We start from the raw sequence: 18,762 nt of genomic DNA on the forward strand, positions 1-18,762 counted from the left end.
CCTGCGCTGAAGGAGAATTAAATCAATTAGATCATAATCGCCGTCGGCTCTAAAAGCGAAAATGCGAGTTGAAGGGCAAAATAATCTTTCTTCTCAAATAGCGAACGGCTAGGGTTCAGCACCTGTTACTGCCATTTGAGGTGACATGCAAAATACGACTTTTCAGCCTTTTTGGTTCGCGCAAGCCCTGCAACGTGAAGCTTCGGTTTCGCCTATTTCTCTGACAAGGGACACCACTGCCGATGTGTGTATTGTCGGAGGTGGCTACACGGGCTTGTGGTCAGCACTTCAGCTGAAGAAGCAGAAGCCATCACTAGATATTGTCCTTATCGACAAAGGACTGTGTGGCAGTGGGGCATCGGGACGTAACGGTGGTTGCATGGTGACCTGGTCTGGAAAATACTTCACTTTATTGGCGACATACGGCGCGGAAGAAGCGGCTCGATTGGTCAAAGTATCAGAGCAAGCGCTGTTTCACATCAGGGATTTCTGCCACGATCATCAGATAGACGCGGAAGTCCGTGTGGAGGGCGTATTGAATACTGCGACGAATAACGCTCAACTTGGTGCCCTGGATAATGTAATCAACGCATTAAAGGATCAGAATCTCAATTCATGGCAACGATGGGCACCCGCTGAGGTACAAAATGCCGCTGGATCAACGCGGCATATTGAGGGGGTCTTTTCACCAGTAGGCGGCAGTCTTCATCCGGGTATGTTGGTCCGGGGGTTGCGGCAGGCGGCCCTGAATTTGGGCGTCCGCATTTATGAAAATACACCTTTGATTGCTCTTGATAATGGCCGGCCTGTATCTGTTAAAACAGCCAATGCTGTAATTACTACCAAGAAAACTGTACTTGCTCTTAACGCCTGGATGCCGACCGTGTTCCCAGCCTTCAATCGCAGTATTATGTTGGTTTCCTCAGATATGGCAATCACCAAGCCAGCCCCAGATTTGATGAAGAGTGCGGGCCTAGCTGATGGAAAAGCGGTAATCGATAACCGAGCATTTGTTCATTATTACCGTAGCACTTTGGATGGCCGTTTGATGATGGGCAAAGGCGGCAATATGATTTCTTTAAACAATGTCGTTGCTGCTAAATTTGACCAACCGAGTCGGTATGCAAAACAACTACGAGAGGCCATAGATCACTTTTTCCCAAGCCTCATTGACACTGATATTGAAGCTACCTGGACCGGGCCGTCGGATCGTTCAACGACAGGGCTGCCGTTTTTTGGCTCCCTGAATGGTAATCCTGACATCGTTTACGGCCTTGGATATTCGGGTAATGGCGTTGGCCAGTCGTATGTCGGGGGGCAATTTCTGACGGCTTTGGTGCTGGGTCAGGATAATGAATGGACAAGATCTATAATGGCTAAAGGGCCTTTGGGAGCCTTTCCACCTGATCCTTTACGGTGGCTGGGGGCTATGATGGTCAAAAATGCAATACAGCGAAAAGAGCGAATGGAAGATGCGGATCAAAGGCCTTTTTGGTTTGATCGGCGGCTTTCTAAAATAGCCGCGACAACGGCCGGGCGTTTAAAGAAAATCTAGTTGAATAAAGGGTGCTGCTTTCACATTTACCCGATTATAGAACCCCGGCTATTGATATATGGTTCGTCTTCGTTAGACTACGTCACTATAAATTTTCTATGCGTTATAAACGCTTACACAATAAGAGAAGATACAATGAACTTTGATGCAATTGTGCAGGGGCGGCGCTCTATCCGTGGCTATAAAATTGATCCCATTCCAAAAAAAGTTCTCGAAGAAATAATCCAGATCGCAACGAGAGCGCCTTCTTCCATGACCACCCAGCCCTGATACTTGCACGTGATCAGCATGGAGCCGGGGTATTGGGTCCGTCATTAACGGCCAGGGTATCATGCAGTCGTCCGTCGTACGTGAACACGCTGGGATACCGGAAAACCACGTGATACAAACGTCCGTTGCCATGGGGTATCCTGACTTTGATTTTCCGGCGAATGCAGTCGTACCGACACGCCGGTCAGTAGAGGAAGTTGCAGCTTTTATCGGGTTCGGTGACGAGCACTAAAAAAGCGTGTAGAAGTAAATTGACATAAGGGCAGGGCACAGGAACATGACAAAGGAAACAGCGTTATATCAGCCTGTGAAGTCCCTGTTGGAAGCCAAAGGGTACGAAGTCAAAGCTGAAGTCAAAGGCTGCGATGTCGTCGGTGTAAAAGACGGCTGTCCTATCGTCATCGTCGAATTGAAACTCTTGTTTTCTCTGGATTTGATTCTTCAAGGTATCAATCGGCAGAATATGACGGATGATGTTTATATGGCGGTTCTTGCACCGAATACGACACTCAAGAGAAAAAACTGGAGGGGTCGCCAGCGCGGTTATGTGAAGCTTTGCCGCCAACTGGGTCTCGGATTAATGACAGTTGCCGTAGAGCCGAGGCCTGAAGGAATTGTCACAGTTTTACTGGACCCTAAAGCCTATGCCCCACGAAAAAGTAAGGTTCGAAAAACACGTCTTGTTACCGAGTTCCAGAAACGCTCAGGTGATCCCAATACGGGAGGCATTAACCGCGCTCAGATAATGACAGCCTATCGCCAGGATGCACTTCGCTGTGCCACTGTTCTAGGGAACAAAAAGGAGATGAAAGTAGCGGAAATCAGACAGGAAGCAGCTGTGCAGAACGCTGCTTCTATCCTGCAAAAGAACCATTACGGTTGGTTTGAGCGGGCATCACGTGGTGTCTATTGCCTAACAGCGGTGGGACGGGAAAGCTTGCTAATTAATAGAACGGAACCGCAAAAATCGAGCGATGAAGAAGAAAGCATCGAATAGGAAAGATACGAAATATGAAAAAGATATTCGTCACTGGCTTCGAAGCTTTTGGAAATACGCCTGTTAATCCGGCCGAACTCGTCGCACGGCATATAGATGGTTCTCAAATTTGCGATGTGGATATAGTTTCGAAAGTCATTCCCAACACCTTCTTCAAATGTATAGATACCGTACGAGAGGCCCTTGATGAGGAACAGCCAGATGCCGTTGTCATGTTGGGAGAATTTGGTGGTAGATCGATGCTTACTGTTGAGCGCATTGCCCAGAACATGAATGATGGCGTTCGCTATGGATTGCAAGATAACGCGGGCCAGGAGCTGCAAGGTGATCTCACCGTCACGGGTGGGCCAGTTGCGTATTACGCTACTTTACCCATAAGAGCGATGGTACTTGCGATGCGAAAGGCCGGTATTCCAGCGGATATTTCCGATGCTGCAGGTACCTTTTGTTGTAATCATTTAATGTATGGAATACTTCACCACATAGCGATAAATAATTTGAAAATTCGAGCCGGCTGGATACATATTCCTCATCTACCGGAGGTCGCTGCGCTTGATGACAATCTCGGTGCGCCGAGCATGTCCTTGTCGACTAGCATCGACGGGGTGCGCGCTGGTATACAGGCGGTTTGTGCGCATAGCGAAGACAGCACCGAACCATTTGTTTCGCGGTTTCAAATTTGAACTCCAAGAAACCGTTACTGTATTCACAGTGCGCGATTTTTACGCTCACGGATAACGGTATAAATTCCACTTAAAACCACTAGGGCGCTGCCGAGCAAGGTGATGGCGTCCGGCCGTTCATCGAAGATGAGAATACCGAGAACCATAGCAAAGATTAGTCTTGTATACCGAAAAGGCGCGATAACGGATAATTCACCAGCGCGCATCGCCGCGGTCAACGCATAATAAGCGATCACTCCTGTAAATATGATAGCTGCTAGCTGCAAACTGTTCGTCGTCGTTGGAACTACCATCGGCCCGGTCCAGAACAGCAAAATGAGACCGGCGATAATCAACATAAAGAACCCGTAGATGCCGAGTTGCATATTGGAAAGAGACGGTGGCGCGGCCCGTGTCGCTAAATCTCGTCCTGCGAAACCAAGGGTTCCCAGAACCGCAAATAGAGACGCGGATTCAAAACCACTCAATCCGGGGCGCAGGATGAGAAGGACACCGATAAATCCTGCAATAATGCTGCCCCACCGATGCCATCCAACTGTCTCCCCGAAAAACACGATGGCACCGACCGCAACCACTAATGGCGTGGCTTGCAAAATAGCCGAAGCACTGGACAGCGGTGTAAGCGCAATCGCCAGGGCGAAGAACAAGCGGCCTGTGACTTCGCAAACGGATCTAATGAGAATTGCTCGCGACAAAATTTGCCGATGAAAGATGACTTCGCCCCGAACTTTAGTCAGAAGCATGAAGACAAGCATTCCGCCAAGGCCAAATACAATAAGCGCCTGCCCAATAGGAATAGATTGCGTCGCCGCCTTAAAGAACATGTCTTCTAATGCAAAAGCGGCCATCGCCGAAACCATCAAGATGGCGCCGCGGAGATTATTCATTATCGGAGCATTTCTCAATCAGGAGGCGGATTACTGGTTCGAACCCCGGTTACACCATTAAAATTGTAACCGGGCTACTACATCAGGGACTAAACTGTTATTAATGCCTATCTCAATTCCCGTCGAAGGATTTTTCCTACCGGGCTCTTCGGCACTTCATCAATAAATTCAATCTGTTTAGGTACTTTATAACCGGTCAGGTTCTTTCGGGCAAAAGCAATGATGGTCTCTACTGTAAGATCTGTGTCTTTCTTGACAACAAACAGCCTGAGTGCTTCGCCTGTAGTGTCGTCGGGAACACCGATGCAAGCGCATTCCGTGACCTCATCCATCATGGCAATAACCGCTTCAATTTCGTTGGGATATACATTGAAACCGGATACGATCACCATGTCCTTCATCCGGTCAACGATTTTAACATAGCCATCTTCTGAAATCTCGGCTACATCGCCAGAGCGGAAATATCCGTCGGACCAGAAAGCTTCCTTATTGGCTTCATCCTGGCGCCAATATCCAGACATTACCTGTGGCCCCTTGATACAAAGTTCACCCGGTTCTCCTGTCGCCACTTCGCTCCCGTTTTCATCCCGAATGGATACATCAGTTGACGATAATGGTATGCCGATGGTTCCTGTAAAAGTTTGCGAGGGCAGGGGATTGACAGATACTACTGGCGAGGTTTCACTCATACCGAAACCTTCGGTGATATGCATGCCGGTGATGTCTTTCCAGCGATTAGAGACGGCTTCCTGGCAGGCAGTGCCGCCGCCAAGGCAATATTTGAGCGCGGAAAAATCAAGCTCCTTGAACGCAGGCGTCAAGGAGAGGCCATTATACAAAGTATTGACGCCGGTAAAGACGGTGAATTTCCATCTGCCCATTTCTGCAATAAAGCCGTCAATGTCCCGCGGGTTGGTAATCAAGACATTGGTAGCACCGACACTCACATATGTCAGGCAATTTACTGCCAGAGCGAAGATGTGATAAAGCGGGATAGCCGTAATGACGACCTCATTTTCTTCGGAAATAAAATCGCCTAAAAACGACTTGATCTGCAGGATATTGGCAACCAGGTTGCTGTGGCTGAGCGCGGCCCCTTTGGATAAACCAGTCGTGCCGCCTGTATATTGCAGAAACAATAAATCACTCCCGGTCAGGCCCGGATCCGTGAATTCGAGATCTGAACCTTTTGCGACTGCGTCGGGCATCGTCGCGGTGACGGTCAGGCCCTCGTCCGCTGCCGGGCTGGGTATTCCGCCACCGTGAAAATCATCCAAAGTCAACGTGATGATATTCTTTACTTTCGTACCGTCGAGAGCGTCCGCCAGAACGGACGTGGAGCCCGTAAAAATTACAATGGTTTCGGTATCGGCGTCCTGCAGTTGGTGCCGTAATTCACGTCCGGTATAGAGCGGATTAACATTCACCTGCACCGCGCCAGCTCCAACAATACCAAACATGGCAACAGGAAAGGCCATGCAATTGGGGGTCATTAGCGCAATACGGTCGCCTTTCTTTATGCCGAGCTCGCTTTGCAGATAAGCAGAGAAATTTCGCGCCAACACTTGAATTTCGGCATAGCTTCTGTTTTGTCCGAAGCTTGAAAAGGCAGTGCGATCCGCGAATCTTTCGCATGAATTGTTAAATATGCTCATTAGTGTCATGTCCGGCTCCAGGTCTATCTCTGCCGGTATTTTTGCGCCGTAATGCTGCTGCCAAACTCGATCCATTTATTTTGCTCCCTGATTTCGATTTGAAATGACATATGCCCGATATAATATTCGATGTCGATTTTTATCTTGAAAACGAAATTTGATTTTGACGATCTCGTTGTCTGCTACTCAACGGTATTACGAATGCCATTTTTCCATAGTAACATCTGGTAAACAGATTGGATTTGTGGGCAAGATATCTTTAAATTTAACACCATAGAAATTGTTTGGCGGTAATATTATTGACCACTTTATCCCCTCGAAACATCGGTTTGCTGTTCGTTTTTTCCGCAGGCCTTTTGTGGTCGACCGTAGGTCTTGGTATTCGGCTTATCGATGATGCTTCGGTATGGCAAATATTATTATATAGATCTGGCAGTCTGACAATATTTTTGGGGATTGTAATTACACTACAAACGCGGGCCAACCCTGTCGTCTTGATATTGAAATCAGGCTTGCCAGCGGTTATCGCGGCTTTTTCCCTTGTTGGCGCCTATACCGGTGCGATCTATGCCATTCAGGTCACGTCTGTGGCCAATGCTTTGTTGCTTTTCGGCACAGCTCCTTTTATGGCGGCTGTTCTTGGATTACTTATTCTAAAAGAACGGGTGAGGCGAGTGACTTGGTTGTCCATTTTTGTTGCGATGATTGGCGTAATGGTGATGGTCACTGATAAAACTACGGGAGGTGCTCTTTCGGGTAGTTTGGCAGCTTTGGCATCAGCTTTTGGTTTCGCGGTTTTCACTATTGCACTGCGATGGGGCAAATCAAGTAATATGCTGCCGTCAGTGTTTTTATCTGGAATTATAGGCGTCGTTATTATGACGATAATTTGCATCCATATGAACCTGTCTTTCAAATTATCATTTAATGATGCAGGTATTGCTATGGCAATGGGAGTATTTCAAGTCGGCGCTGGATTAGTTTTGTATATTATCGGGTCTCGCACGCTATCGGCAGCAGAATTGACTTTATTATCAATGTCCGAAGGCATCCTTGCTCCGGTATGGGTGTGGATATTTCTAGGTGAAACCGCAACATCTTATACTTTAGCCGGCGGCGCTATTTTGCTTTGCGCGATTGCGGGAAATGCGGTGTTCGGAGGGAAGCGGCATACTCCTAAATGGGGTAAATAAACAGAATAACAAAACTACAATTAGAATTTTTCTTTGCATCATTAATTCGGCGCATTAGAAGTAATGAGGAGGCGCCCAATAAGGCGCCTCCTGCCTTTTTTTAATCCTTAAACTTCTTGATTTCTCCGGAAGCAAGACGTTCACGGTAGGAATTGAATTCCTTCTTAACCTGTCCCATCAGGAAATATAGCCCGATGATGTTGACGACAGCCATCGCGAAAATTGCAGCATCAGAAAAATCAATTACAGGGCCAAGACTTGCTGCTGCTCCAATAACAACGAAGATGCAGAAGATGATCTTGAAGACCAGTTCTTTTGTTTTTCCTTCACCAAAGAGATAAGTCCAACTCTTTAAGCCGTAGTAAGACCAGGAAATCATTGTCGAGAAAGCGAACAAGACAACGGCGACAGCCAGAACATATGGGAACCAGCTAATGCCGGAACCGAAAGCGGCAGAGGTCAAGGCGACACCGGAATTTCCGTCAACAGTTGCGATCATGGATCCATCGACCATGTAGTTTCCGGTCACTGGATCTACAATCAATTGGCCTGAAATCGTAATCACGAGAGCTGTCATTGTGCAGATCACAACAGTATCGATAAATGGCTCTAACAAAGAGACAAAGCCTTCAGTGATCGGTTCCTTGGTTCTAACGGCTGAGTGAGCGATCGCCGCTGAACCAACACCAGCTTCATTGGAGAAAGCAGCCCGTTTGAAGCCCTGGATCAAAGCACCAACAAATCCACCAGCTACTCCTAGGCCAGTAAAAGCACCTTCAAAAATTTGACCGAATGCCCATCCGATTTTGTCATAATTGATTATTATTATGATAAGTGCTGCCAACACATAAAGTATGCCCATAAACGGTACGACTTTTTCCGTAACGCGGGCAATTGATTTCAATCCACCGACAATTACGGCGAAGACAATCGTGGCGAAGACCAAACCAGTGATCCAACCTGGGTAATCACCAAAAATACCAGCAATCTGGGCATGCGCCTGATTGGCCTGGAACATATTTCCACCACCAAGAGCACCGAGTATACAGAAAATCGCAAATAACACCGCGAGGATTTTACCACCTGGTAATCCAAGTTCCTTGAATCCCTTTGATATGTAGTACATCGGTCCGCCAGAGACTGTCCCATCCGCATATTCGTTGCGGTATTTGACCCCCAGAGTACATTCAGTAAATTTAGACGCCATACCAAGCAATCCGGCAAGGATCATCCAGAAAGTCGCTCCCGGACCACCAATACCGACAGCAACAGCGACCCCCGCGATATTTCCAAGGCCTACTGTCCCGGATAACGCAGTTGCAAGCGCTTGAAAGTGACTAACCTCACCTGCATCATTCGGATTAGAATAATCGCCTTTAACCAGGCTGATTGCATGTCCGAAGAATCTGAACTGGACGGCACCAAAGTAAATCGTAAATACCGAAGCGGCTATAACCAGCCACATGACAATCCAGGGAAAACTTGTGCCAGGTATTGGCGCAAATATAAGACTCACGAATGGGCCCGTGATCATAGAAAACACTTCATTAACCTGTTGATCAAGTGATTGTACTTCTTGAGCAAAAGCTGTTGTAACCCAGCCATTCGCTGCAAATAACACTAGCAATGCTGTAATACTTTTTCTCATTACTTATTTCCCCCTTAACTTACTACTGTCACTGGTACAGTCGCGCTCATAACCAGATTAGATGTCGCACTGCCAAAGAGGCGACTTGCAAGGCCATGGCCCGACGTACGCCCGACGATGATTTGCTCCGCGTTTTCTTCTTTGGCAACAGCATTCAAAATGTCGGCAACATGACCATGACGAACGATACCTCTTGCTTTGATATTTGCCTTTTCCAACTTTTCAACAGAGGGATGAACGACGCGCTCAACTGCAACAGAGATTTCCTCCTCCCGCCGTTTATGGCGTTCTTCATTTTCTTCAGGTGTTTGAAATGAATAAGGTGACCATTCCACAACGTAAACCAGCAAAAGCTCGCTGCCTTCGATTAGTCCAGCCATTCGTTTGCCATATTCTACGGCACGATCTCCAGATTCATGGCCATCCAAGCCAATAACCAAAGTAGTCATATTTTACTCTCCTCTTAGACGAAACAGAACGCGATTACGCAATATGAAAGACATCTCTTCCGTAAAATGGAAAAGTTAAATCCGTATCTGTGGTTTCTTTTAAAATCATTGGTCCCCCAATCCAGTATAGAATAGAATTCTCTAATTTAGAAAATGTTTTAATTTCATCCACTTTCAGTTCGGAAGTTGGGATGATAGGATCTTTGCGAAATTAGTCTCAATCATTGGGCAGGGATCTTCCATGGACATTCGCAAGACCACTTTAATAAAAGAAGTCATCGAAACAGATAGCTTTTACGAAGCCTGCAATCCAATAACCCGAGTGGTCGCAATAGCCGTCATCAAAAACCCATTTGCCGGGAGTTTTGTTGAAGATTTGTCAGGTCTCTTTGATATTGGCGGTCAACTTGGTGATAGGTTAGTGAACGATGCTGTTGAAGCGCTCCCCAACCCGGCTGTTAGTTATGGTAAGGCGGCCATCGTTGGCGTTGCGGGCGATTTTGAGCATGGCGGGGCGTTAATCCATCCAATGCTTGGCAAGCCCATGCGAGCAGCCGTTGGCGGAGGCGAGGCGCTAATTCCCTCTAACGTAAAAGTCGCGTCCGCGGGCGTTGAAATCGATATACCTTTGGGACACAAAGATGAGGCTTGGTCATTTGATCATTTTGACACTATGACAGTAATGGTTGCTGATGCACCACGGCCAGATGAAATTTTACTCTGTGTGGCGGTATCTGACGGCCCTCGAACTCATCCGCGCGTCGGTAGTGGCCCGGTAACAAACTGAGAATAGAATTCTTTAGTCGTTGCAAGGCAGAATTCACCAAAAAAAGACGTCCGCGAAAATAGTATTCTGATTATCCAACTTCACGTTAGAATTTTCTTCTAGGCAGCTTCTTTGGCTCGACTTCGACAATAACAAGACGCGTGGATTGGTACTGTTGCACGAGCAACGGCTTGGTCGAGCATTAATTTTATATGCTTGGCTTCGGTCTGTTCGCCTCGGCGGTCAAGGCATTCGTGGAGACCGTGCAAACTCCATACATTACGTGGATGCTGGCAGGCCCTTGCCAAAGTATCGTCAAGCCCTAAGTCGGCGCGATAAATTGATTCTGCTTCTTCATATTGTTCAACTTCCATAAGAAGAGCGCCTAGTGCGTGTCGTGTCGGCTGCATCCATCCCCAAGGTTCGTCATATAATAAGGCGTCATCAAGATCGACAGAACGACGCAAATGGCCAAGTCCTTCTTCAAGGCGACCTGATTTAAATGCTAGTTCGCCGTCCATCATCGCCTCGCCAATTTTCAGTACATCTTCGCAAGTATTATTGAACACCATACGCCCATCTTGAACAGCCTTACCAGCTGAGATGGCTAGTTTTCGCTCCTCTTCTGCGTCCTCAAGTCTTCCTAGATTGGCGAAAGCGATCGTTCGCGCTTGGTGCATTGCAGTTGTTGTATAACTGTAGAGTTCTTGGTCTTCAGGAAAAGGCTCATCCAATATTTCCTGCCATTGTCCGAAGCGCACCATGACGTGGATTTTTTTGCCGTAGAAGGATTCGAATAACTCAGGCATGAAGCGAACAACCGGTTCGGGAAGCATCCGCATTAATTCCTCAGAGGCGGCAAGCGCTTTTTCTGGCTGGCCCAAAAACATTGCACCATAGGCCTCGAAATGGACGTTATGAATGCGATAGAGCGTATAAAAATTCTCGCCGCCTGCGATGGCTTCATACTTTTGGTCGACCTGCGCTGCACGATGGTTCCGCCAGATCACGTTCTGATACTCTCCACACAAAACGTCAATATGTGTGGCCATATGAACCAAATGACCGCTGTCTGGTACAAGATCGACTAGTCTGTCGCCATGTCGCAATGCTTTTTCAGGTGTCGGCGACATCTCCATCAAATGGATATACATATGCAAAAGGCCCGGGTGATCCCAAGCGCCAGGCAAACTGTCGAATGCGCGCTCCAGCACAGTTTGAGCTTCCGTCGTTGATGCGTCGTCGTTTGGCTCACTTGTGCTCAGGTTCCACAACTGCCATGGCGTGCGGTTCATAAGAGCTTCTGCAAAAAGCGACGATACATCTAAATCATCTTGATACTCGGAATAGACCTTTCGCATGGCATCTGAGAAAGCATCATTCCAAGGTGAATAATCTTCAATTTCAGGGTCTTTAGGGAAACGATCTGCTAGAGCGTCGATGAGGGCGACTTCCGCAGGCGAAAGGCTATCCCGCAACATTTGAGCTTGCTCAATGGCGATATGGGCGCGTTTCAGGGTGGCTATACGTTCGTCTGCTTCAAAAAACTCCCATGGTTTATTGTAATTTGGCCCAATGGCGTAAGCGACGCCCCAGTGCGCCATACCACAATTAGGGTCGACGGAAATCGCTTTCTCAAAGCATTCCGCGGCAGCTTCATGGTTATACCCAAATAGCCAAACCAGTCCCTGGTCGAACTCTGTTTTTGCTGCTGAAGAAGTTACGGTAATCTCGCGAGAATACGAGCCAAGATCAAATTTGGTCATTGAATTTCCCTCCCAATTTAAAGCGGTAACGTTGAGAATATTTCGGATCTCACATTCGCTATTTTTCTCTTTGGACGTCCTTATTCTATCACAAATTAAATTAGAAATCTCTTATCAAAAATCTCGGTACTCACCCTAACCGGTATATTCTGTTAGCAGTATCATGAAATAGATCCGCCTTTTCAGTGGCACTATAGTTGGACGTTAGCCGTTTGAAGGAATTCCATAAAATATTGTAGCTGCAGCTCACCATGTCGACGGGGAAGTTCGATTCGAACATGCAACGTTGGGGGCCGAACTGTTCGATAGTATGTTCATAAAAGCGTCTGGTTGCCTGCATCAACTCTTCGCTCGACGGCGGTAGTTTGTTATCGTGCCATCCAAATCCATTTACTTCCATGTTGATACCGCCAAGTTTTGCGACGACATTTGGACAAGAAGCGAGATCAGCAATAGACTGTTTCCAGATTGGAAAATATTCATCCTGTTTTCCTTTATAGGGGCCGATGCCCAAGGGGCCGCCAAAATGATTCAAGATTATGGTTGTGTCAGGAAAACGACGCGCGAGATCCGTCAGCTGCGGGATCTGCGGATGATAGCACCACCCCTCAAAGCTTAAATTGCGCGACGCAAGATTTGAAAACCCCTGTCGAAATTTGGTATCCAGGTACAAATTTTCTATTGTAGTTGGTTGGGAGTTAGGCACGTCATCACTTGGGTCCCATGTTGCACGATGTCGGATGCCGCGAAAACGACCGCCTCCGGCTTCAATATGGGCATCTAAAATAGGTCCGACAGCATCGCCTAACATTAGATCAGCCGAGCCGACAATTCCCGCAGCAACCTTCGTCTTGCCATAGAGACCTGACGCGCTCATCGCGGCAATGCCATTAACGAATTCAGTTTCGCCAACGGGCTTCATTTGTTCTGAACCCGTGGAACGATACATCGATCCACATTCTATAAATACTGTCGATACGATGTTGTGGCCGCAGTTCACATCCAGCAGAATTTCGTCCAGAAGATATCGTTGAGCCACTCTCTCGGTGCGGAAATCCCATAAGTGATGATGCGCATCACAAATAGGCAGTTTCGGATCTAAAACCTTTTCTGTTGTTCGCTTAAGCCAATCCATGTTTGTTGGGATATCAGTCATTTCTATCGTTACTTTCGTGGCATTTTTATTCGATTGTAACCGAAAAAAATAGTCAACCCCAGGGATTTCAAAGTGAGAAGGGGCAGTAATTGTAATCTGATTTTATTGAGACTAATTGTCAATTAAACAAGAGTGTTTTAAATCTGTATATTGATCTCGATATGGGGGTTCTCGTTGTGAATGCTGGCTGTCGTGGGTTTAAAGTCAATGCTGGAAAACAATTCGTATGGTAATAATAATTTTGTTGGATCGGCTACCCTTGAAACGGAGCTAGACAACGCATATCGTTTGGATTCGTAAAAAAATGAGAAAGTGGCAAAATGGGACTGCGGTTTATTTTTATGCTGACGCGGAACGATAAAACCGTGGAAGATGCAGAGCAACATCTGATAACAGCGCTGGCCGCCGGAGTGCATCACATTGGTTTTAAAGACGTGGGTCTACCTTTCGAGCGTCTGAAGCAACTGAATGAAGCTATCAAGGCGGGTGGTGCAACCAGTTATCTTGAAGTGGTTTCCCTTGATAAGGAAAGTGAAATAGCGTCGGCGAAAGCTGCTGTAGAAATTGGCGTTGATATTCTGTTGGGCGGTACAAATGTTGATGCAGTATTACCAATATTGAGCGGCACTGAAATTCAGTATTACCCATTCCCTGGTAAAATTGAGGGGCATCCGAGCGCGTTGACGGGATCTATCGACGAGATAGTTGCCAGTGCGGTAGAACTAAATTCTCGAGAGGGTGTGAGTGGGCTGGACCTCTTAGCCTATCGATCAACAGAAAATGTAACCGGTCTTATGGCTGCTGTCTGTGCGGCTGTTGACAAGCCGGTCATCATGGCCGGCTCTATCGGCAGCCGAGAACGAATTGAAATAGTGCGCAGGTCTGGCGCCGCCGGGTTCACCATAGGTACCGCTGCCTTGGATGGAGACTATCCTGCCGACAGCCCGGAACTGGAAACTCAACTGCGTTCCATCCAGAAGGATGTGGCTGGCGTGAATAATCACCTATCACCCCTTGGCCCAAAGAATCTGGAGCAGTCCTTTGCTGGTTTTTCCGAGACTTGGAGCCCGAAAATAGCCGGGACGATAAATAATATGCAGGTGAAGCTAGTTAAACTCGAAGGCGAGTTCGTCTGGCACCATCATAAAGTCGAGGATGAATTGTTTTTCGTTCACAAAGGAAAACTTATGATGAGGTTCCGAGATCGCGATGAAATCATCAAGGAGGGCGAGTTCATTATTGTCCCCCACGGGGTTGAACATTGTCCGGTCGCTCTAGATGGTGTTTGCGAAGTCCTGTTGCTGGAACCCAGCTCAACGCTCAATACTGGCAATGTTCGGGATGAACGCACCGTCTCGGATCTTGAATATATATAAGTTCAACGGATGAACATTAGGACTGGTACCCAATTTGGACCGATTGTCACAGGAAACGGTCTTAGGGGTTGGCAGGATGTATTGTTAGTAAGTTATTTATGGGGAGCAAGATGGGGATGCTAGCGGATCACCGATATACGAGCATTATTAGACGCTACTATGAAGGCTGTTCGACGGCAAACTACAACTTGATGATGACCACGTTCGATCCAGATGTCGTGCATTATTTTGTCGATCATAGCCCGGTACATGGCGCGGAAGCGTTGGCGAACTATTGGTTCAAGATAGGCCCGAAAACTAAAGCATCTTGGATTTTGGACCATGTTATTGTTCAAGAGCCGGAGGCGGTGATCGAATGGAGCATGCCCTGGACATCGCCGCACGAGCAAAAACGCGAAGTTTTGCGGGGGACAGAATGGTACATGTTCAAAGATGACAAGATCACGGAAATTCGGAGTTATCACAACAATCACTACTTACAAAATCCGAAGAACCGTCAGCTTTGGGAATTTCCGTATGAAGAACGCGGATACGTCAAGCAATTGGTAGAATAAAGGTAGTTGCGTAAAGCAAAAATATTTCAGTATTGGCGCGCGTCTGAGAAAGAGGATGTTCAAGGCGGATTCGAAATAACAATATGTAGTTTTTTACAATGCACATAATTTACCGGAAATTCCTCTTGTGCGAAAACCAATTATCTGTTTCAAGAATGCTCACGAGAAGCGCTTACAAGAACGATTAAATACCCGGGATGGACCATGGTTATTAATTCGTCTTATAGTACGACTTAACGGACTAATCACACTGAAAGCAACCCATGGGCCCAACCTCAAACAGCTATATTTCGCAACGCATTAAACTTCATTATGTGGATTGGGGAAACCCAGAGGCTCCGCCATTGTTGCTAATACACGGGGGGCGTGACCATTGCCGGAACTGGGACTGGATCGCAGAAGAGCTACGCCATGACTGGCATGTTATCGCGCCTGACTTACGTGGTCACGGAGACAGTGGATGGTCAACTGATGGCAATTATAGCATCCAAAGCTATATCTATGATATTGCGCAGCTAATCCATCAAATGGAGTTGAGTCCGGTAACTATCGTTTCCCATTCCATGGGAGGAAATATTGCATTGCGTTATACCGGACTATATCCGGAAGCTGTAAGAAAACTTGTTGCCATTGAAGGCCTTGGCGCATCCCCTAAGATGATTAAAGAAGCTCAAGCTGTTCCTACAGCCAAGCGTTGGCGTGACTGGATTGATCAAAAACGTGCGGCCAGTGCCCGTACCCATCGTCGATACAAAACATTTGACGATGCTCTTTCTCGTATGAAAGCTGAAAATGGACATTTGTCTGACGTGCAGGCATTGCATCTCACAACCCATGCCGTAAACCAAAATGAAGATGGTACTTTCAGCTGGAAATTTGACCATTACATGCGTGTTTGGGCTCCTTTCGACATTAGCCAAGAAGAAACCCAAAAACTTTGGGGCGAAATCACCTGTCCAACAATGCTCTGCTATGGCAATGACAGTTGGGCTTCAAACCCAACCGAGGATGGACGGGTAAAATATTTCGAAAGCGCTATTGTGAAAAATTACGAAAACGCGGGTCATTGGTTGCATCATGACCAGTTTGGCCGGTTTCTGGCAGATTTAAGAGATTTTTTGTAAATTACTTGAGTATTTAGGCATGGAAACGTTAAACCTACTTTGCTTTGAACACGTTCGTTGAAGCTAGGCGCCATGCCACTTGGCAGTCAAAATTTGCAAATTAAAAAGCAACGGGGCAAGAATTCGAACTAAAGGCCGGTTTTCAAGTATTTACCGCGTGGTATCGCGTGGCGCTGATCGCACTGCCTTGCCCGGCTTGCTGCAGCCCATGGTATGCGCAGGTTTTGGCAGCCTTTGACGACACATAACTATTTTTCAATTACAGTGCCTATCGCTTTACATTGCGACGAACAGGTACTAGAAACCTTACAACTTGCTCGATGCCACTTACCCGATGTTAAGTAATGGCCTCCTTAATTTTTTTCGATTGTATTGAGAGCAAGAAACCTACGATCTGAAAGCAAACTGATGACCAATATTGATGGTATAGCGGCCCCTCTCGCTGCGGCGTTGGATGAGCGTGGGTATAGTGTGTTGACCCCGGTTCAAACCGCAATGCTTAATCCCGACCTTAAAAATAGGGACGCGCTCGTTTCTGCTCAAACCGGATCCGGTAAAACAGTGGCTTTTGGTTTGGCAATGGCGACAACGTTATTGGAAGGGAACGACCGATTTACCTCTAGGAATGTTCCTGTCGCCTTGATCATCGCGCCGACACGTGAATTGGCACTGCAGGTCAAAAGTGAAATTGACTGGCTATACGCTAAAACAGGTGCATCAGTGGTTTCTTGCGTTGGCGGTATGGATTCTCGGGCTGAACGCAAAAATCTGGAACGTGGTGCCCATATTGTTGTTGGAACACCGGGGCGGTTGCGGGATCATATCGAACGTGGTGCGTTTAATACAAGCGGCCTTAAATGCGTGGTATTGGACGAAGCTGACGAGATGCTGGATATGGGATTCCGAGAGGATCTGGAGTATATACTGGATACATCTCCCGTTGAACGCCGGACAATGTTGTTTTCCGCTACTGTTCCGCGAATGATTGCCAGTTTGGCAAAACGTTATCAACGTGATGCCATTCGTATCAGTACTGCTGCAGAAGAAAAACAGCATCAAGATATCGAATATAAAGCGCTAATCGTTGCGCCCAATGATCGCCAGAATGCAATTATCAATATATTGCGGTTTCAGGATGCAAAAAATGCCATTGTTTTCTGTGGCACGAGAGTCGCTGTAACTCAACTTGCTAGCAGGTTGAATAATCGAGGTTTTTCTGTTGTCGCACTGTCAGGGGAATTAAGCCAGAACGAGCGAAGTCATGCGTTGCAGGCGATGCGGGACGGGCGCGCGCAAGTTTGTGTAGCGACGGATGTCGCTGCGCGCGGAATTGATTTACCTAATCTGGAACTTGTCATTCATGCGGATTTACCTCGAGGAGCAGACTCTTTGCTGCACCGCAGTGGACGAACTGGGCGCGCAGGGCGCAAGGGCGTCAGCGCTCTGATAGTTCCTTACAACTGGCGCAAAAGAACGGAAAGGTTGCTGCAAACGGCGAAAGTAAAAGCCGTTTGGGAAAAGCCGCCTTCTTTGGAAGATGTGGTAGCTCGTGATCGAAAACGGTTCTTGAGTGACCCGTGCTTGACGGAGCCGGTAAAAGAAGACGAAAAAGCGATCGTCAAAGAGTTATTGGAAAATCACACGGCCGATCAGATCGCCGCGGCACTGGTACGTATTCACCATACGTCAAAACCTGCTGCAGAAGAATTATTGGATCAAGGTACCTCTGATCCTGGTCATCCGAAAAAAGAGCGTCAAGAATTTTCAAATGGCGTATGGTTCGAATTGTCGGTCGGGCGTAAACATACGGCAGAGCCACGCTGGATATTACCAATGCTGTGTCGCGCTGGGCATATTACGAAAAATGAAATCGGCCCGATTAAGATTCAAGAAGAGAAGACTTATGTTGAATTAGATGGTGGATGCGTTGACGCCTTTCTAAAGGCTCTCGGACCGAGCCGTAAAATGGAAAAAACAGTCGAAGTCACACGTTTGGATCGAAAACCAGACATTGGCGGGAACAGCGGTGGTCGGCCACGTAGAACGGACCGTAAACCCCGGCGAGATGGAACGGCGGGCTCCGACCATAAAACTAAACCGAGGAAAAAATTTAATCGTGAGGGCGCCGATACAACGCCGCATAAACGGACTGATAAATCGGATGACCGTGGTTTGACTGAAGCTCGGACAAGCGAAAAACCTGTTAAGAAAGATCCTGTTCAGGATCAGCAAAATGATGCAGCGCACGTATATAACAAGCGCTTTGGTAATCCAGAAAAGCCGTCGGAGCGCTTTAAGAAGAAACGGGACAATGCCAGATCGAATGAGGGTGTAGCGGGTAAAGAAAAAGCCACAGTATCCGAACCGAAGAAACGGGTTTATGCTTCAACCGAAGAACAGCCGGTGAGCAAGTTCAATCGAAAACCGAAAGAAAAGAAACTCAAAACAAAAAAATCGGCAGCCTCAAAAGACGACGCAATCAAAAATGGGTTCAGAGCTAACAAGCGTAAAAAACCAAAACCAGCAGAATAAATGGCAAAGATAATTGAGATCTAAGAACAAGTAGACTCGAACAAATGATAAACACGGATTGTTATAACTGCTTGAATTTTTGGCCCCCGGAACAAATTAGAAACAGCGACATGCGGCTAATAAGTAAGGCCAAAAAATAATGCGACCCGTT

General features: G+C 47.0%; 16 protein-coding genes and 1 pseudogene. 11 read left to right on the top strand and 6 right to left on the bottom strand.

Annotated features, from left to right (window positions below; translation table 11 throughout):
* Positions 1-145 precede the first annotated feature (145 nt).
* From V7723_RS15875 to pcp, 5 genes and pseudogenes are all read left to right on the top strand, one after another.
* Positions 146-1,555 carry an FAD-dependent oxidoreductase gene (locus tag V7723_RS15875; protein ID WP_335685467.1) on the top strand — a complete coding sequence of 470 codons (1,410 nt, stop codon included), beginning with the start codon at positions 146-148 and terminating at the stop codon, positions 1,553-1,555.
* Between the two features lie 135 nt (positions 1,556-1,690).
* Positions 1,691-1,825 (top strand): nitroreductase family protein, encoded by a 135-nt coding sequence (locus V7723_RS15880; RefSeq protein WP_335685468.1) that lies wholly within the window; start codon positions 1,691-1,693, stop codon positions 1,823-1,825.
* Positions 1,826-1,838: 13 nt separating this feature from the next.
* Positions 1,839-2,057: pseudogene (locus tag V7723_RS19830) on the top strand (nitroreductase); the annotation flags it as partial.
* 45 nt (positions 2,058-2,102) lie between these two features.
* Entirely contained in the window at positions 2,103-2,822 is a 720-nt protein-coding gene (locus V7723_RS15890; RefSeq protein ID WP_335685470.1) for a DUF2161 domain-containing phosphodiesterase, read from the top strand.
* A gap of 14 nt (positions 2,823-2,836) precedes the next feature.
* Positions 2,837-3,505, top strand: coding sequence for a pyroglutamyl-peptidase I (gene pcp / locus V7723_RS15895; RefSeq protein WP_335685471.1), 669 nt, complete (start codon positions 2,837-2,839; stop codon positions 3,503-3,505).
* Between the two features lie 23 nt (positions 3,506-3,528).
* On the opposite strand, the gene V7723_RS15900 is transcribed toward pcp, so the two are convergent.
* Positions 3,529-4,392, bottom strand: a complete 864-nt coding sequence (locus V7723_RS15900) for a DMT family transporter (RefSeq protein ID WP_335685472.1) — start codon at positions 4,390-4,392, stop codon at positions 3,529-3,531.
* A 107-nt stretch (positions 4,393-4,499) separates the two neighbouring features.
* Positions 4,500-6,122, bottom strand: a complete 1,623-nt coding sequence (locus V7723_RS15905) for an AMP-binding protein (protein ID WP_335685473.1) — start codon at positions 6,120-6,122, stop codon at positions 4,500-4,502.
* A 224-nt stretch (positions 6,123-6,346) separates the two neighbouring features.
* Between V7723_RS15905 and V7723_RS15910 the strand changes: the two genes are divergently transcribed.
* Positions 6,347-7,240: a DMT family transporter gene (locus tag V7723_RS15910; RefSeq protein ID WP_335685474.1), complete on the top strand. Its 894-nt coding sequence runs from the start codon at positions 6,347-6,349 to the stop codon at positions 7,238-7,240.
* 100 nt (positions 7,241-7,340) lie between these two features.
* On the opposite strand, the gene V7723_RS15915 is transcribed toward V7723_RS15910, so the two are convergent.
* Entirely contained in the window at positions 7,341-8,888 is a 1,548-nt protein-coding gene (locus V7723_RS15915; protein ID WP_335685475.1) for an alanine/glycine:cation symporter family protein, read from the bottom strand.
* A gap of 14 nt (positions 8,889-8,902) precedes the next feature.
* Positions 8,903-9,337, bottom strand: a complete 435-nt coding sequence (locus V7723_RS15920; RefSeq protein ID WP_335685476.1) for a universal stress protein — start codon at positions 9,335-9,337, stop codon at positions 8,903-8,905.
* A gap of 241 nt (positions 9,338-9,578) precedes the next feature.
* Between V7723_RS15920 and V7723_RS15925 the strand changes: the two genes are divergently transcribed.
* Positions 9,579-10,124 (top strand): amino acid synthesis family protein, encoded by a 546-nt coding sequence (locus V7723_RS15925; protein WP_335685477.1) that lies wholly within the window; start codon positions 9,579-9,581, stop codon positions 10,122-10,124.
* Between the two features lie 98 nt (positions 10,125-10,222).
* Here the strand turns inward: V7723_RS15925 and V7723_RS15930 are convergent, their stop codons facing one another.
* Both V7723_RS15930 and V7723_RS15935 read right to left on the bottom strand, forming a co-directional pair.
* A complete protein-coding gene (locus V7723_RS15930) occupies positions 10,223-11,869 on the bottom strand; it encodes a hypothetical protein (protein ID WP_335685478.1) in 1,647 nt (548 codons plus the stop codon).
* Positions 11,870-11,999: 130 nt separating this feature from the next.
* Positions 12,000-13,025, bottom strand: a complete 1,026-nt coding sequence (locus V7723_RS15935) for an amidohydrolase family protein (protein ID WP_335685479.1) — start codon at positions 13,023-13,025, stop codon at positions 12,000-12,002.
* Positions 13,026-13,345: 320 nt separating this feature from the next.
* On the opposite strand from V7723_RS15935, the gene V7723_RS15940 reads away from it, so the two are divergent.
* The 4 genes from V7723_RS15940 (at position 13,346) to V7723_RS15955 (ending at position 18,611) form a co-directional block, all read left to right on the top strand.
* Positions 13,346-14,401: a cupin domain-containing protein gene (locus tag V7723_RS15940; protein WP_335685480.1), complete on the top strand. Its 1,056-nt coding sequence runs from the start codon at positions 13,346-13,348 to the stop codon at positions 14,399-14,401.
* Between the two features lie 110 nt (positions 14,402-14,511).
* Entirely contained in the window at positions 14,512-14,955 is a 444-nt protein-coding gene (locus V7723_RS15945; protein WP_335685481.1) for a nuclear transport factor 2 family protein, read from the top strand.
* A 263-nt stretch (positions 14,956-15,218) separates the two neighbouring features.
* Complete coding sequence (locus tag V7723_RS15950; protein WP_335685482.1) at positions 15,219-16,079, top strand: alpha/beta fold hydrolase; 861 nt, start codon at positions 15,219-15,221, stop codon at positions 16,077-16,079.
* Positions 16,080-16,487: 408 nt separating this feature from the next.
* Positions 16,488-18,611 carry a DEAD/DEAH box helicase gene (locus V7723_RS15955; RefSeq protein ID WP_335685483.1) on the top strand — a complete coding sequence of 708 codons (2,124 nt, stop codon included), beginning with the start codon at positions 16,488-16,490 and terminating at the stop codon, positions 18,609-18,611.
* Positions 18,612-18,762 lie beyond the last annotated feature (151 nt).

This window comes from Sneathiella sp. (assembly GCF_036960985.1).
Taxonomy (GTDB): Bacteria; Pseudomonadota; Alphaproteobacteria; order Sneathiellales; family Sneathiellaceae; genus Sneathiella.